Source organism: Bordetella genomosp. 7 (assembly GCF_002261415.1).
GTDB lineage: Bacteria > Pseudomonadota > Gammaproteobacteria > Burkholderiales > Burkholderiaceae_B > Bordetella_A.
Window position 1 is genome coordinate 212,777 of record NZ_NEVI01000015.1, and the last position, 14,373, is coordinate 227,149.

Annotated in this window: 15 protein-coding genes and 1 pseudogene; 1 reads left to right on the forward strand and 15 read right to left on the reverse strand. The window is 66.5% G+C overall.

What is annotated here, in order from left to right; translation table 11 throughout:
• Positions 1-47: 47 nt before the first annotated feature.
• Entirely contained in the window at positions 48-878 is an 831-nt protein-coding gene (locus tag CAL18_RS10165; protein WP_094796310.1) for a class I SAM-dependent methyltransferase, read from the forward strand.
• A 32-nt stretch (positions 879-910) separates the two neighbouring features.
• Here the strand turns inward: CAL18_RS10165 and CAL18_RS19695 are convergent.
• The 15 genes and pseudogenes from CAL18_RS19695 to CAL18_RS10240 form a co-directional block, all read right to left on the reverse strand.
• A pseudogene (locus CAL18_RS19695) lies at positions 911-1,180 on the reverse strand (DUF192 domain-containing protein); the annotation flags it as partial.
• A gap of 114 nt (positions 1,181-1,294) precedes the next feature.
• Positions 1,295-2,167 (reverse strand): type II secretion system F family protein, encoded by an 873-nt coding sequence (locus CAL18_RS10175; RefSeq protein WP_094817793.1) that lies wholly within the window; start codon positions 2,165-2,167, stop codon positions 1,295-1,297.
• Between the two features lie 12 nt (positions 2,168-2,179).
• On the reverse strand, positions 2,180-3,025 hold the full coding sequence (locus CAL18_RS10180) for a type II secretion system F family protein (RefSeq protein ID WP_094817794.1): 846 nt from the start codon (positions 3,023-3,025) through the stop codon (positions 2,180-2,182).
• The gene (locus tag CAL18_RS10185; protein ID WP_094817795.1) at positions 3,022-4,683 is read right to left on the reverse strand and encodes an ATPase, T2SS/T4P/T4SS family; all 1,662 of its coding nucleotides are present in this window, start codon (positions 4,681-4,683) and stop codon (positions 3,022-3,024) included. Before CAL18_RS10185 ends, CAL18_RS10180 begins: the two co-directional genes overlap by 4 nt.
• Complete coding sequence (locus tag CAL18_RS10190; RefSeq protein ID WP_094796305.1) at positions 4,680-6,047, reverse strand: type II and III secretion system protein family protein; 1,368 nt, start codon at positions 6,045-6,047, stop codon at positions 4,680-4,682. The genes CAL18_RS10185 and CAL18_RS10190 overlap by 4 nt, the downstream gene beginning before the upstream one ends.
• Complete coding sequence (gene cpaB, locus CAL18_RS10195) at positions 6,044-6,889, reverse strand: Flp pilus assembly protein CpaB (RefSeq protein ID WP_094817796.1); 846 nt, start codon at positions 6,887-6,889, stop codon at positions 6,044-6,046. The genes CAL18_RS10190 and cpaB overlap by 4 nt, the downstream gene beginning before the upstream one ends.
• The gene (locus tag CAL18_RS10200; protein WP_141217758.1) at positions 6,886-7,509 is read right to left on the reverse strand and encodes a hypothetical protein; all 624 of its coding nucleotides are present in this window, start codon (positions 7,507-7,509) and stop codon (positions 6,886-6,888) included. Before CAL18_RS10200 ends, cpaB begins: the two co-directional genes overlap by 4 nt.
• Before the next feature lie 83 nt (positions 7,510-7,592).
• On the reverse strand, positions 7,593-8,222 hold the full coding sequence (locus tag CAL18_RS10205) for a hypothetical protein (RefSeq protein ID WP_094817798.1): 630 nt from the start codon (positions 8,220-8,222) through the stop codon (positions 7,593-7,595).
• Entirely contained in the window at positions 8,219-9,622 is a 1,404-nt protein-coding gene (locus tag CAL18_RS10210; RefSeq protein WP_249278398.1) for a hypothetical protein, read from the reverse strand. Before CAL18_RS10210 ends, CAL18_RS10205 begins: the two co-directional genes overlap by 4 nt.
• On the reverse strand, positions 9,619-9,876 hold the full coding sequence (locus tag CAL18_RS10215) for a hypothetical protein (protein WP_038851904.1): 258 nt from the start codon (positions 9,874-9,876) through the stop codon (positions 9,619-9,621). The genes CAL18_RS10210 and CAL18_RS10215 overlap by 4 nt, the downstream gene beginning before the upstream one ends.
• A 177-nt stretch (positions 9,877-10,053) precedes the next feature.
• Positions 10,054-10,185 (reverse strand): entericidin A/B family lipoprotein, encoded by a 132-nt coding sequence (locus CAL18_RS10220; protein ID WP_026638271.1) that lies wholly within the window; start codon positions 10,183-10,185, stop codon positions 10,054-10,056.
• 42 nt (positions 10,186-10,227) lie between these two features.
• Entirely contained in the window at positions 10,228-10,923 is a 696-nt protein-coding gene (locus tag CAL18_RS10225; RefSeq protein WP_026638272.1) for a fumarylacetoacetate hydrolase family protein, read from the reverse strand.
• 90 nt (positions 10,924-11,013) lie between these two features.
• Positions 11,014-11,544 (reverse strand): inorganic diphosphatase, encoded by a 531-nt coding sequence (gene ppa / locus CAL18_RS10230; protein WP_094817799.1) that lies wholly within the window; start codon positions 11,542-11,544, stop codon positions 11,014-11,016.
• A gap of 3 nt (positions 11,545-11,547) precedes the next feature.
• The gene (locus tag CAL18_RS10235; RefSeq protein ID WP_094817800.1) at positions 11,548-13,161 is read right to left on the reverse strand and encodes a heme biosynthesis HemY N-terminal domain-containing protein; all 1,614 of its coding nucleotides are present in this window, start codon (positions 13,159-13,161) and stop codon (positions 11,548-11,550) included.
• 3 nt (positions 13,162-13,164) lie between these two features.
• On the reverse strand, positions 13,165-14,370 hold the full coding sequence (locus CAL18_RS10240) for a uroporphyrinogen-III C-methyltransferase (protein WP_094817801.1): 1,206 nt from the start codon (positions 14,368-14,370) through the stop codon (positions 13,165-13,167).
• Positions 14,371-14,373 lie beyond the last annotated feature (3 nt).

Consider the following 14,373-nt stretch of genomic DNA (forward strand, 5'->3'; position numbering starts at 1 on the left):
TTTCAGTAAACTACGTGCCTTCCCCGCCCGCCTGGCAACGCTTTTTCATGTCTTCCATCCCCGATATTCGCCCCGGCCAGTCCATCGAACTGCTGAAGGAACTGCACATCCTGACGCGCGACGGCAAGCTCAACCAGGACAGCCGGCGCAAACTCAAGCAGGTGTACCACCTGTACCAGTTCATCGAGCGCCTGCTGCAGGATGTCAAGGCCGCGCAGGATGCCGTGACGCTGGTGGACCACGGCGCGGGCAAGTCATACCTGGGCTTCATTCTGTACGACCTGTATTTCAAGAAACTGAACGACGGGTCGCATGTCTACGGTATCGAAACCCGCCCCGAACTGGTGGCCTCGTCACAGGCGCTTGCCCGGCGGCTGGGGTTCGATGGCATGACGTTCCTGAACCTGTCGGTGGCCGAATCGATCACGTCGCCCAGCCTGCCCCGCCAGGTCGACGTAGTAACGGCGCTGCACGCATGCAATACCGCCACGGACGACGCCATCCGCTTCGCCCTGGAAAAGCGGGCCAGGTACATCGTGGTCGTGCCATGCTGCCAGGCCGAAGTGGCCGCGGCGCTGCGCCAGAACAAGGCACGCGCGCTGGCCGATCCCCTGGCCGAAATCTGGCGCCATCCTTTGCATACGCGCGAGTTCGGCAGCCAGATCACCAATGTGCTGCGCTGCCTGCAACTGGAAGCGCATGGTTATCAGGTCAGCGTGACCGAACTGGTTGGCTGGGAACACTCGATGAAAAACGAGCTGATCATCGCGCAATACAAGAACCTGCCGCGCCGCAAGGCGGCCGAGCGCTTGAACGAGATTCTGGAACGCATCGGGCTGCAGGCTTTGCGCGATCGGTTCTTCGTGCCGGCGCTATAAACGGCGAACACGCGAAGGGCCGCCCTGGCTGGCTACGGCGGTCGTACAGAGGGCGCGCCGATGCGGGGCGATGCCGCGCGCGAGCGATGCAGCGCAGCCTGAAGCTTGCGCCGGTACCTCAAGGGCGAATCAACGGTATTCACGGCCAGCTCTATGACGGACCGCGCCCCCCGGCACCACACCACCCGGCCGGGACTGACGTTGCGGGCGATATGCAGCACGCGTCCCCAGGCATCGATGAACGCCACGTCGATGGCGTAGCGCATGCCCCAGGTATGCACCGCGCGACAGGGAAGAAACCATAAGCCGGTGCGGCGGCCGGGCGCGGCACAGCAACCCGCGCAGCCGGCCCCCGGCGCCGCACGCCCGCGCCAGGCGGATGCGCGAACGGCGCAACGGGCGGCGGCGGTGTTGCGTTACTGGGCGGCCTGCCATAATTGCACCGCAATCGGAAAAGCCAGCACGATAAAAGTGCAGGGAAAAATGCACCCGATCAGCGGCAGCAGCATCTTGACCGGGGCCTCCATGGCCAGTTTCTCGGCGCGCTGATAGCGATCGGTGCGGCACTGTGCGGCATGCCCGCGCAGCACACCCCCCAGGCTCATGCCAAGGCTGTCTGCCTGATTCAGCGCCGCCACCCAACTGCGCACGGCGGGAATGGCGCAGCGGTCAGCCAGAGCTTTCAAGGCCTGGGCGCGCGACACACCGGTTCGCATATCGGCCAATGCATGCGCCAGTTCTTGCCGCAATGGCCCGGGCGGCCCGTGCTGCCCGGCCTGCTGCAGCGCGCCGTGCAGGCTCAGGCCCGATTCGACACATAGGGTCATCATGTCCAGGACAAAGGGCAGATCGCGAGCCATGCTGCGGCGGCGGCCCGCCACGCGGCCCCTGATCCAGAGAATCGGCCAGCCTGCCATCGCCAGTGCACCGCCGATGCCGCACAGCCATGCGCCAGGCGCGGGCAGCACAAGACCGCCCAACACGCCCCCTGCCGACGCGCCCAGCCCGGCCGCGCAGGCCACCAGGGCTGCGGCGTGCGGCGCGGTGATCGCGGCCGGCGTGCCTGCCTGGCCCAGCCACCGCGTCAACGCGTCCCTCCAGCGCCACGGCAGCGCTGTCGCGCATGGCTGCGCCACCGCGTCCAGCCAGGGCCAGCACAACCGCCATCCCCAACCCACGGCCGGACGGGCGCGCGCGTCCGATACCGGACGCCGCACGGGGCCGATGAACAACCAGGCCAATGCGCCGCCGGCCATGCCTGTCAGCAAGATCGCCAACCAAGAAAACATAAAGCTCCCGGCTCAGATATCGATATCGACGATGCGCCGGATGAGCATGATGCCGGTGGCCTCGAGCAGAATTACCGCCGTCAGAACGGCCCAGCCCGCCGGGGTGTGCCAGAGTACGGCCATGGCTTCGGGCTCCATGCGATCCAGCACCAGCATCAACAGCAGCGGCAAGGCGCCCACGATCCAGGCCTGCAAACGGCCCTGCGCAGTCAGCGCCCGCACCTTGCCTTGCAGAGCCAGGCGCTCGCGCAAGGTACGCGCGATGCCGTCCAGCGTTTCGGCAAGGTTGCCACCCGTCTGCGCCGCCACCCCCATCGCCGCGATGACCAGCGAGGTGGATTCGGCCGGCACCCGCTGCCCCAGATTCTGCAGCGCCGCGTCGAACGACACGCCCAGGCGCTGCTCGCGCAGTATCAGGCCGAGCTCCTGGGCCAGCGGCGGCTCGCTGTGATCCACGATATGGCGCAACGCCGTCGACAAGCCCACTCCTGCCCGCAAGGCGGCGGCCAGCGCGAGCAGCGCGCCGGGCAGCTGCTGCTCGAACAGAGCCAGCCGCCGATGGCGTAGCCGGCCCACCATGTAGCGAGGCAAGCGCAGGGCCAGCAGCGCGGCAATCGCACCAAGCGCCAGGCTGTCCGATGCGGCCCACGCTGCCAGCCCGCCCGAAGCCGCCAGCAGCATTGCAGCCAGCCATAGTTGGGCGGGATCGATAAACAGGAACACCTCGCTCAGCTTGATCGCCGCGTCCTGGGTATAAACCTGGCGGTAGCGCTGCAGCGCCGGCCCGAACCAGGCTTGCACGCGCCAGGCGATCAAGGCCGAGCACACCATGGACATGATGGCTGCCACCCAGATCATGATGTCGGCAGGCCTGGCGCCGCGCTGGCGTCGCCGCAGAACAGCCCGGCGTCGAATGCGATGCCGGCCGCGCGCCATTCCTCGGTAAAGCTGGGAAGCAGCCCGCAGGCCTGGAACCCGCCGGCCCGATGAAAGCGAAACAGCTCTTGCAACTGGATACGGCCGCTTTCCATGCCTGTGATTTCGACGATGGATGTGGCAAGGCGGCGACCGTCGGACATACGCGCCTGCTGGACGATGATATCGATGCTCGCGCCGATGTGTTCGCGCACCACGCTCAAGGGCAGGTCCATGCCCGCCATGAGCACCATGGCCTCAAGGCGCCCGAGCGCATCGCGTGGTGAATTGGCGTGCAGCGTCGTCAACGACCCTTCGTGGCCGGTGTTCATTGCGGTCAGCATGTCGAACGCTTCGGCGCCGCGACATTCCCCGACCACGATGCGGTCCGGGCGCATGCGCAGGGCATTGCGCACCAGGTCGCGGATATCGATGCGGCCTCGGTTCTCCAGGTTGGCTGGCCGGGCCTCCAGGGCAACGAGGTGAGCATGGTCGAGCCGCAGTTCGGCGGCGTCCTCGATGGTGACGACGCGCTCACCCTCGGGAATGCCATTGGACAGAATGTTGAGCAAGGTGGTTTTGCCTGATCCCGTGCCGCCGGAAACCACCACGTTCTTGCGGCTGCGCACGCACAGGTACAGGAATTCGGCCATGGCAGACGAAATGGATCCGGATCGCACCAGATCTTCCATAAGCGGGCGACGTGCGGGGAACTTGCGTATGGTCAACGTGGCGCCTTTGAGCGCCACCGGAGGTATCACCGCGTTCACGCGTGAGCCGTCGGGCAGGCGCGCGTCGACCATGGGTGCGCTTTCGTCGATGCGCCGTCCTATGGGCGCAACAATGCGCTCGATGGCCCATCTTACGGATTGCTCGCTGCTGAAAGCCGCATTGTGACGAAGCAGGCGGCCGCCACGCTCGATATAGATTTCGTCGTGCCGGTTGACCATGATTTCGCTGATGCCGCTGTCGGTCAGCAAAGGTTCCAGCGGCCCCAGGCCGACCGCCTCGTCGAGCACGTCGCGGCACAGCGCCGCCCGGTCGACACTGGCCGGGATCTCCGCATCGTCGGCGGCGATACGGTCGAGCATTTGTTGGGCCTCGCTGCGAAGCAAGCCATCGCTCATGCCCGCCACGTCCCGGCGACGCAGATCCAGCGCCTGCAGCAATGCCGCATGCAGCCGGCGGCGATGCGGCAACAGGGCCAGCGATGCGGCTCCATCCGCCTGCGGTACCGGCGCCGCCGCGGTAGTGTCGGCGACTGCGCCTGCGCCGTCCTGGCCACGGGTATCGCTTTCCGGACAAACTTCAGGCAAAGTCACCCTGATGCGGCAGGGGCCGATGAGAATGTCGTCGCCTGGCAGTACCGGCCGATGCACGGCCACGCGATGGCCATTGACGAATGTTCCGCCGAACGAGCCCAGGTCTTCGAGTTCGATGATCTGCTCATGCTGTACCAGCCGCGCGTGGTGCTTGGCGACGCGCCAGTTGGCGATGCGCAGCCCACATTGCGCAGCGCGGCCTATCAGCACGGGCGCTGGCGCGTCGACAGATTTTTGCTGCCCGTCTTCAAAGGTGATGCTCAGGTGTAGCGTATTCATGGCAAGCCAGATTGCGAGGAAAACTGCCGGGGAAGATGCCATTGCGATCCCGGACCCATGTAAGCCCCCCAATCGGGGGAACCCGGGCCCGGCACGGCCGTGCCCAGTGCGGCCGGGTCGGGGAAAGCCTGCTGGAGCACGTGACGCCCTTGCTGCACGCGCTGCGCGAGTTCGGCGTGGTCTTGCGAAACGACGCGCGGCGTGACGAAGATCGCCAGTTCGGTTTCCTTGTGCTGATCGCGTCGGGATGAAAACAGGGCGCCCAGCACGGGGATGTCCTGCAACACTGGCAAGCCGGTACGCTCTTCGGAGCGCTCGCGCGACAGAAAGCCTCCCAGTACCAGCGTCTGCCCCGACCGCACATTGAATTCGGTAGAGGCGCGGCGCGTACGCAACGCCGGGCCGCCTGCCACGCTCAACGAGGTATCGACGGAACTGGCTTCGACCTCGATGCGCGAGCGGATGGCGCCGTTGCGGTCAATGCGTGGCGTAATGTTCAATGACACCCCATAGGGCTTGAACTCGGTCACCGTATTGCCCTGGGCGTCTGTCGTGCTGTAAGGGACTTCGCCCCCTGCCAGGAATGACGCCGTGGTGCCGCTGCGCGCCAACAATTGCGGCTGGGCCAGCAACACCGCCTCGCCCCGCTGCGCCATGGCGGCCAGGCGCGCCGACATCATCGCATTGACCCCGAAATAGCCCCCTGCGCCCATTCCTTGCATGGCCAACGGAGGCGGTGCTGCATGATTCGGCTGCACGGCCGAAGCGGGTTGCCAGACCCCGCCGGCGTGCAGGCCGCCTTGCGACACCGTGTCCCACTGAACGCCAAACTCGCGCAGGCGCGAGCGCGGCAGTTCCACCACTTGCACATCGAGCAGGACCATGCTGTCCCAGCCTACCTGACCGGTGAAATCGAGTATGCGCGGGTAGCGTTGCGCAAGCGACGCGACGCGAGCCCGATCGTCGTCGGTCAGGTCGTCACCCTCGAGCACGATATTGCTGCCCACGACACTGCTGCGAACCTTGGGAATGCGCCGCACCAACGACTGGACTTCGTCTTGTATCACTGCCCAGCCTGCGGGCCGCACTTGCACCTCGTAGGCCGCCGCGACGCCGGATGGCGCCCAGACGTGCACGGAAGATGCGCCTTCCTGGCGCGCGAAGAGCACAACCTCGCGGCCGTCTACCGAAACTGCGCTGACTACCTGCCCATTGCCGACCGCAACGCGGGTAACCTCGGCATGGCGAAGCACATGGGTCTGGCCGACTTCCAGGGTCAGCAATGCCGCGCTGCCTGTTGCGTCTACGCCGGCCAGCAACAGCGTCACGCCCAGCCCCCAGGCAATCCGGGCGACCGGTTTCATGGCAGCACCCGCCCGGCGGGTTCGACGCCGGTGTCATCATCGGAGTGAGGCAGCCCGGCTTCGATGTCCAGCCGGTCGCCATACAGGATGGACACGGCAGGCCGGGCGCCGGCAACTTTGGTGTCGATGCCCATCAACCCTGCCAGGTTTCCCGACGCTGGCGGCTGCCAGGCATCGAGGTCGCCACGGTGCCGCAGCATGGCGGTCAGCGTGCCGCCGTGCCGCGCGGCCACGAGCTTGACCGCATCCTGCGCAGAGGCATCGAGCGTGATGGTCGCCGCCGCATCGGCGGCGTCGTTCATGGCCAGCACCCGCACGCCTTGCAGCAGCGACGCCGTAAGTTGTTGTCCGCGATGCGCGAACGAGACGTACAGGTCGATGAGGTCGCCGGGCCGCAATACGCCGGGCGCCGCGTTGATTTCTTCGGCCGGCAAGGTAACGGCCCGCCGGCCGGCCGGCACCAGGTCGGACAGGGGCGGCTCGGGAATATCTGCGCCCAGATGCGCCTCGAGTATTGTCTCGCCTTGTTTGATGTCTGTGGAAAGGATCGAGCCGATAACGTAATCGGCGGCATCGGCATCGAAAGAGCCGCTGGCCAGCCAAGGCAGGGGTATGCCCCGCACGGCCAGGTGCGCCGATAGCAGCCGGGTGCCGGCCGGCAGGTCGACAGCCGCTACGAGGCGCTCGGCCGTGGCGACTTCGGCTTCCCGCTCTATTTCGCGCACGCGCGCCTGGATATGCTCTTGCGCTGCCCAAGCGGCCAACAGCCCCGCAATCAGCGCAAACCCGTATACGCCCACCGCACGCAGGCGGCCCAGGTGTTCACGTAAGGCAGGCTTCATGGTTCGTCCTTTGTGTGTTCGTGAACCAGAACGCCGCTGACCGCGCCTGTTGCCACATACACCAGCTGCAAAGAGGTACGGTCGCGCACCCAGTGTTCGGCAGCACCGCCGCTCGCCACGGCTTGCCAGCCCTGCACGCGCAAGCCTTGCGTACTGGCTGCCCGCAGCTTGCCCAGCGGCTGCTCCAGTGTCCAGACTTGCTGGCGCGTATGCACGCCGTCCGCCTCATCGCTGAAGTCGAATCGCAAGCGGGCAGACCCGGGCAGCCAGTCGGGCCGCCGTGGCAACGACGCCGCAGCGTTTGGATGGGGACGCAGCACGGCCACCGTGCCGCGCGTGTGTTGCGCGCCACTCGCTTGCAGGGACACCAGCCACAGATCGCGGCCGATGGCGCCGGACAGAACCGCCAGCCCCGGGAAAACGCCCAGATCGGCCAGGACCGGATAAAGCTCGGTCAGTGCAGCGATGGCGCGTTCGACTGACAAGGGGATCTCGACGAGCCGTATATCCGCCGGCGCGCCAAACAGACGCATGCCCTGCCCCACTGCCGCCTGCGTACTGCCTGGCGGCAGATTCAGGTCGCCCGCGACCTGGTGGCCTGCCGGGTATGCGGCCGACATGGCCAGCGGGCATGCCAACAAGGCAAAGACGCACGCAATGGCCCGGCCAAACCGGAGTAGGATCGTGTACGGAGTTGCCTTCATCATCGCCCCGCTGCCGATGGCGACAGATCGGCCCAAGGCGTCAGCCAATCGGTGGTCCATGCCCCCCGGCCCCAAGGCGCATCTACAGGTTGCAGCTTGCGATGCAGCGCCTGCGCGGCCCGCTGCGACGCCAGTGCCGCATCGCGCCAGCCCATCGCGGATACCGACAGCCGAGCTGCGGTAGCCCTCGACCCGTACGCGTGCCCCGCGTTCTGCGCGATGGCCGTATGGCCCCGCACCGGCAACAGGGCTGCCGGCTCGCTCGCCTGCACAAAGGCCGCCCCGCTCTGTGCATGCACACGTGCGGCCGCGTAACGCAGCCGGGGATCGGCCTGGAGCCAGTCGCGGGCCAGCGCCACCGCCGCGGCATTGCCGGCCTGCAGATGGGCGTCGGTGGATGCGGGCCTGCCTGTGGTGATGGTGGCGCGCAGCCAAGCCGGGACATCGGTCTGCCCACGAGCCGCCGCAAACGCTGCATGCCTGCCCAACTGGGCAGCCTGCAGGCCGCGCCGTTGCATGCCGCCCAGCACCGCCATGCCATGCAATAGGATAGCGATTGCGGCCAATGCCAATAACGCCTCGGCCATGGCGTATCCGCGCATGCGGCATCCGCTGCGCAAGGGGTTCATGGCAATGCTCCGAACACATCAGTGGACGCCAATGGGCTAAGGCGCGCCTGCCAGTAGGGGCGGAACAGGCCCGCCAGCTCGTCTGCCGCCCCCGGCGGCGACGCGAAGTACGTTTCTGCAGCGCTGGCCACCGTTACCGATTCGCTCATGCGCAGCCCGCGATACGCGTAGCGCCCTGTCGGGGCGCGCACTTGGCTGGCGGCATCTGTGGTGGCCAGCGACGCCGCCGACTGGCGGACCTGGATGGCAAAACGCAGCGGCGCGTTCGCCGCATGACGAGCCAGTTCGAAGTAGGAAGGCAACCCCCTGGAGCGCCAGCGCGCTGCGCCGGCCACGGCATAGGAGCCTGCCATGGGATTGGTGCGACCCGTGAAAATGTCCCAGGATGTATGCTCGTGCACCCAACGCCAGAAGTCTTGTTGCGAAAAGTCGTGCGGCGGCTTTTCTATGTATTCGTCCGAACCCGGTGCGGCGCGGCCGCCCTGCCCCCAACCCATGGCGTATTCGCGGTAGTAACAGCCGATCCAGCGATTTGATCGCAGCGCGTGATAGGAAAGCGTGTCCTGTGCGCCCCATCGCCCGTCGGCGCCCAGCCAGGTGCCCCCGCGCCGGCGCAGTTCGTGCCGGCGAGTCGGGCAACGGCGGTGAACGATCCAAGCACTGTGGCGCGTAAGCGTGCGCGGGCGCAGGAAGTCGTAGCGGCTGGCCGCCAATTCGGCCATGCCGCGCAAATGGGTAGGCGTATTGCCGCTGACGCGTTGCACGGCATCGGCGAGGCCGCCGGATTCAAGCAATTGCAAGGGGCTCGCCCCCGCGGTGGCCTGCGAACCCGGGCTGGAATAGAACTCGGGATAATTTGCGTGCAGCACCCGAAGCATGGTTTGCTGCCTGGACGCCGGCAGATGTTCGACCGCAGAGGCAGCTGCCTGTTGCAGCACCTGATGCACGATCTGATCGTGCTGCTGGAAAGCCTGAGCCAGGCCCGGCAGTGCATCGCCGGTATGGGACGCGCGCGCGTAGGCGGCGCCCAGCGACGGGCCGAACAACGCGCCGATCAGCGAAGCAGGCGGATTGCGTATTGATTGCTGGCGCGCCTGGGCCTGCCCGAACTGAGCCCAGGATGCCAGCGTGACCAGATGCGCCATCGCGACCTGGTGCGCGACCTGCGCACGGTTGATATATGCCAGCAGATTGAGTGTTCGGGCTTGTGCCAGCGCGCCGCTGTATGCGGCCGCGTCGGCGGCATGTGTCAGGCGCAGCCGTGCCGCAGCGGTCTGGCCGACGTTGTAAAGCGCCACCAGTGCGATGCCGCCCACGGCCGCCAGCGCCAATACGATAGGCAGCGCCTGCCCCGCCTGCGCAGATGGCATGCGGCGCAGATGCCGCGGCGCAGTGGTCATTTGGCGTTGCCCGTAAAGGACTTCAGCGAGCGCGCCTTGGTCTGCGCCGCGGCTTTGCCGGCGGCCGACTGCGCGGCCTTGGACTCGCTGCTGCCATCTTCACCCGCGAGTTCGCGTGCCATGGCGGCGGTTTGCGAACGCACCACCTGACCGAACAACTGATACACCGCGATGGCGGCAACGGCAATAAGCGCCACCACAATAATGTATTCGGTCATCCCTTGGCCCCGTTGCCGGGAAACACATCGAACCATATCCAGCCCCTTTCAATGAACAGAAGCTGTAGTCTGAATGGAGGCCGATGTCCGGGAAATTCGCGGATACCGAGGTGGACGCAATCGGCGCGCATGGCAACCGGCGCGCCCACGCCGTTGCCATAGAAACAACAACGGCCCGCAAAGGGCCGTGGTCTTGAAGCTGGCGGCTAAAGCTTAACGTTCAGCCGCGGTCGTAATGGCGTTGCCGGCACGGGATACGTCTTTGCCCATGCCCGCCACGGTATTGCAGCCTTGCAGCACGACGCCAAACACGATCAACGCCGTCAGCATGACTCTTGCCCTCATGATGCTAGCTCCTTGGTGCCGTAGATGAACAAACAGGAAAACTCAGGCGATGCGTACCCGCAGTTCGCCCAGGCCCTCTACGCCGCCGACCATTTCGTCACCCGACACCACGGCGCCCACGCCTTCGGGCGTGCCGGTGAAGATGAGGTCGCCAGCCTTGAGTTCGAACAGGCCCGACAGATACGCGATGCTTTCGGGGATGTTCCAGATCATTTGCGAGATGTCGCTGGCCTGCTTGCGTTGGCCGTTGACGTCCAGCCATATGGCGCCGCGTTCGAGCAGGCCGGTGGCGCTGCGCGGATGCACGGGGCCTATGGGCGCGGACTGGTCAAACGCCTTGCCGACTTCCCAGGGACGGCCCTGCTTCTTGGCTTCGCCCTGCAGGTCGCGCCGCGTCATGTCCAGGCCAAGCGCATAACCCCAGATGCATTCGCCGGCCTGTTCAACGGACAGGTCTTTGCCGCCCTTGCCCAGCACCACGACCAGCTCCATTTCGTAATGCAGGTTGGCGGTCTTGGGCGGGTAAGAGATGGCGCCGGTCTGGCCGTCGGGCACGGGCACCAGCGCATCGGCCGGCTTGGAAAAGAAGAACGGGTCTTCGCGGCCCGTGAAGCCCATTTCTTTGGCGTGCTCGGCGTAGTTGCGCCCGACACAGTACACGCGCCGCACGGGCAGCAGCGCGTGACTTCCAGCCACGGGCAGCGCCACGGGAGGCGACGGAGGAAAAACGTAGTCCATGTTGTGATGACAACCCTGTTGGTCACGCACCGGCACGCCGGCGCTGCCCGGGGCGCGCCAGCGGCACGCCCACGGTGCGGGAAACGAACTTCAGGCCTTCTGGTAGCGCTCGGCGCTGCGCAGGATTTCTTCCTGGGCGGCTTCGACGCCCTGCCAGCCCTTTACCTTGACCCACTTGCCTTTTTCGAGGTCTTTGTAGTGTTCGAAGAAGTGCTGGATGCGTTGAATGTCGTCGGCGGGCAGGTCTTCGTACGACTTGATGTTGCGGTAAGGCGGGTAGAGCTTGTCGACCGGCACGGCCAGCAGCTTGGCGTCACCGCCGGCCTCGTCGTCCATTTCGAGCACGCCCAGGGCACGGCAGCGCACCACGGCGCCCACCTGGATGGGGAAAGGCGTGACGACCAGCACGTCGGCGGGGTCGCCATCGTCGGACAAGGTCTGGGGGATGTAGCCGTAGTTGCACGGATAGTGCATGGCGGTCAGCATGAAGCGGTCGACGAACACGGCGCCGGTGTCCTTGTCGACTTCGTACTTGACCGGGTCGGCGTTCATGGGGATTTCGATAATGACATTGAAGTCATCCGGCAGCTTCTTGCCGGATGACACGCGATCGAGGCTCATGGTTCAACCTTGTTTGTTTGAAGAAGAATTTTTGTCGCCCGCGCCCGGGTCGGGCTGAGCTTCGGGGGATGTGGACGGTTCAGGCGCTGTGGTGCCGTAGGTGGGTACCGGCACATCGAATGCCGACACCGGAATGGGCGCGCTGTCGAAGTACTGGTCGATGCCGCCACTATCGGCGGTTTCGGCCGGCCGGGGCTCGGGTTCGACGGCGCTCGCGCCTTCAGCGCCGGCGATGCGGGCATCAGGATCCAGCACGTAATCTGCAGGGGCCGCCACGGGCGGGGGCTCGGCATAGGCAAGCGCGCCTTCGGACAGCGGCGGTTCGGGCGGATACGCGGAATACTCGCCTTCGGCATCAAGGTGCAGCGGATCGGCCGACATCTCGGCCGCCGGCAAGGCGTGGTCGGTAGCCAGGACGGGCAGCGCCATACTGGCTGCGGTGGCCAGCCGCCAATGGCGCACGGCATCGGCCGGACGGTCGAGGCGGTCGTACAGGCTGCCCAGCAGGGCATGCGTGTGGGAATCGTTGCGCAAGCCCAGGCTGCGCTGCAGATAGCGCTCGGCCTGACCCCACAACTGGCCGTTAAGGCACAGCATGCCCAGGGCGGCCAGCAGATCGGCATCGGTCGGGCGTTTCTGCAGCCAGGCTTCTGCCTTGGCCAGGCGGCGCGGCACCTGTTCGCTGTCGCAGCGGGCATAGGCCGCCACCAGTGCCGGCATGAAATGCACGGGGATCGCGGCTTCGAGAATGCGCGCGGCCTCGACAGGTTCACCGGCCGCCTCGAAGGCAGTGGCGCCGGCCAGCGCGATTTCGGGCAGGACGCGTTCTTCGTTCTTCAGGTCTTTCCAGACCGCACGCCATGCATCGGAGCCCGAGGCCGCTGCCGCACGCAGGCGGGCCGCGCCGGCGGTATCGATAAGCTGTTCGGCTTCGGTTTTGGACAGCGCGTTGCGACGTCGCAGGCCGCGAGCCAGGGTGAACACGCGCTCGTGGTGACCCAGGGCGGCTTCGGCGCGCAGCAGCAGCCGCATGGTATGTAAATGCCGAACCCCGCCGTCTTGCAAAGGCGCCAGTACGGCCAGCGCCTCTTGTGCCCTGCCCTGATCGAGCAACTGGTCGGCCGAGACAGTGGCGATGGCTTCCTGCAAACCGGCATTGCCCTTGGCATGCTCGCGGGCGGATTCGAGCAATCGGTCACGGCGTTCAAATTCGCCCAGGCCATGCGCGGCGCGGGCCGCCGACAGCGCCGCCAATACGCGGCGGCTGGCCACGCGGGTTTGCTCAAGCAGCTTGGTCAGGTTCTTTTCGGCATGTGCGAACCGGCCCTCGAGCAGTTCGGTCCAGCCGCGTTCGAGCAGGTCGTGGTCGCGCGCCTGGGCCCGCTGGCCGCGCCAGGCACGCATGCGGTCGGGTATGGCCAGCAGCCACGCCAACATGCGCAGGCCGACGTACAGCGCCACGAATAGCGCCAATATCAGCAATACCGCCAGCGTCAGCGAAAGTTCGATACGCCACGGCGCAACCAGCAGCACGACATTGCCCGCGTGCGCGCGCAACACCACGGCCAGCGCAACAGCGACGACCGCCAGCAGCAGAGTCCAGAACCAGGTACGCATGCGTCAGTCCTGTTTGTCGGTGGCGTCAAAGCCGGCGGCGCGCAAGGCGGCCACGCCGGCCAGGCTGTCGCTGAGATCGGGCATGCGCACCGCGATGTCGGTTTGGGCCAGGTCTTCGGCCAGCCGCAGCGCCGCCTGGGTATCCGTCGAGCGGGCATCGAAATAGGTGCGCAGCGCCTGCACGACGTTATCGAGCTCGTTGTTCCAGATCTGAGGCTGCCGCATCAACATGGCAAGCTGCGCGGTCATCAGGCGCTGCCGCAACGCCGCGCGAACCTGCTCGGACTGTTCTGCGGACAACATCAGGGCGTCGGGCCGATCCACGCGCTGGATGCTGATGAGGTCGCCCAGTTCGTGCGCCAGCGCGCTGCCGGCGCGACCCGGCCACGAGGCGATTTCGGCGCGCCACACTTGCCACCATGCTGCGTCGGCAGGCAAAGCGGCCTTGGGATCGGGGACGGCGGGCGGCGCGGCAGGAGCCGGCGACGCGTTCTGCGCGGGCGCCTGTGCGCGCGCCACGGTGTCGGGCACCAGCATGGGCGCCTTCGAGATCAGCCCGGCCAGGCGGTCGATACGGCCCGCCTGGCTGGCGATGTCGATAGTGGCGACCCCGCGCAGACGATCGAGATCGCCATTGATACTCTGCTGAAGCGAGGCAAAGCGTGGACGATCTGCCTGCGCCAGGCGCGCCTGGGCGGTTTCGAGCGCCACGATGGCATTGTTGACGTTGCCGGCCAGGCGCAGTTGCTGGTTGGCAAGCACCAGCAATCGTTCAATGTCGTTGGCCAGCAGCTCGTCGCTGGCTCCGCCACTGAAGGTCTGCCAGGCTTGCTGCAGGTCGTCGTAGCGGGTCTTGGCTTCCTGTGCCTGGCTTTGCAGTTCGGCTATGCGGCTGGTCTGGCCTTGAGCAAGCGCCAGCGCCTCGCGGGATTCTTTGCGGCTCAGCGCTACCGACTGTTCGAGCGCGTCCAGGCGCGTGGCGATTTCCCGCCCGGACGTCTGGAACTGTTGACGCTGCATCCACAGCGCCCAGCCCAGGCCCACGGCCAGCAGCACCACGATGACTAACGCCACGGTCAGCGGCCCGACGGCATTGCCCGGCTTTCTGGGCTTGGCCCTGGGCGTGCCGGGCGACGGCGTAGTGGGCGATGCGGCGCCCGGGGCAGCGGCAGAAGCGGCCGGTTCAGTAGCGGGGTTCTGGTCTGTCATAGA

What these genes read in the sequence shown, in the direction of transcription:
- CAL18_RS10165 (WP_094796310.1), top strand. Translation starts at nt 48, where the DNA reads ATGTCTTCCATCCCCGATATTCGCCCCGGCCAGTCCATCGAACTGCTG.
- CAL18_RS10175 (WP_094817793.1), bottom strand. Translation starts at nt 2,167, where the DNA reads ATGTTTTCTTGGTTGGCGATCTTGCTGACAGGCATGGCCGGCGGCGCA.
- CAL18_RS10180 (WP_094817794.1), bottom strand. Translation starts at nt 3,025, where the DNA reads ATGATCTGGGTGGCAGCCATCATGTCCATGGTGTGCTCGGCCTTGATC.
- CAL18_RS10185 (WP_094817795.1), bottom strand. Translation starts at nt 4,683, where the DNA reads ATGAATACGCTACACCTGAGCATCACCTTTGAAGACGGGCAGCAAAAA.
- CAL18_RS10190 (WP_094796305.1), bottom strand. Translation starts at nt 6,047, where the DNA reads ATGAAACCGGTCGCCCGGATTGCCTGGGGGCTGGGCGTGACGCTGTTG.
- cpaB (WP_094817796.1), bottom strand. Translation starts at nt 6,889, where the DNA reads ATGAAGCCTGCCTTACGTGAACACCTGGGCCGCCTGCGTGCGGTGGGC.
- CAL18_RS10200 (WP_141217758.1), bottom strand. Translation starts at nt 7,509, where the DNA reads ATGTCGGCCGCATACCCGGCAGGCCACCAGGTCGCGGGCGACCTGAAT.
- CAL18_RS10205 (WP_094817798.1), bottom strand. Translation starts at nt 8,222, where the DNA reads ATGAACCCCTTGCGCAGCGGATGCCGCATGCGCGGATACGCCATGGCC.
- CAL18_RS10210 (WP_249278398.1), bottom strand. Translation starts at nt 9,622, where the DNA reads ATGACCACTGCGCCGCGGCATCTGCGCCGCATGCCATCTGCGCAGGCG.
- CAL18_RS10215 (WP_038851904.1), bottom strand. Translation starts at nt 9,876, where the DNA reads ATGGTTCGATGTGTTTCCCGGCAACGGGGCCAAGGGATGACCGAATAC.
- CAL18_RS10220 (WP_026638271.1), bottom strand. Translation starts at nt 10,185, where the DNA reads ATGAGGGCAAGAGTCATGCTGACGGCGTTGATCGTGTTTGGCGTCGTG.
- CAL18_RS10225 (WP_026638272.1), bottom strand. Translation starts at nt 10,923, where the DNA reads ATGGACTACGTTTTTCCTCCGTCGCCTCCCGTGGCGCTGCCCGTGGCT.
- ppa (WP_094817799.1), bottom strand. Translation starts at nt 11,544, where the DNA reads ATGAGCCTCGATCGCGTGTCATCCGGCAAGAAGCTGCCGGATGACTTC.
- CAL18_RS10235 (WP_094817800.1), bottom strand. Translation starts at nt 13,161, where the DNA reads ATGCGTACCTGGTTCTGGACTCTGCTGCTGGCGGTCGTCGCTGTTGCG.
- CAL18_RS10240 (WP_094817801.1), bottom strand. Translation starts at nt 14,370, where the DNA reads ATGACAGACCAGAACCCCGCTACTGAACCGGCCGCTTCTGCCGCTGCC.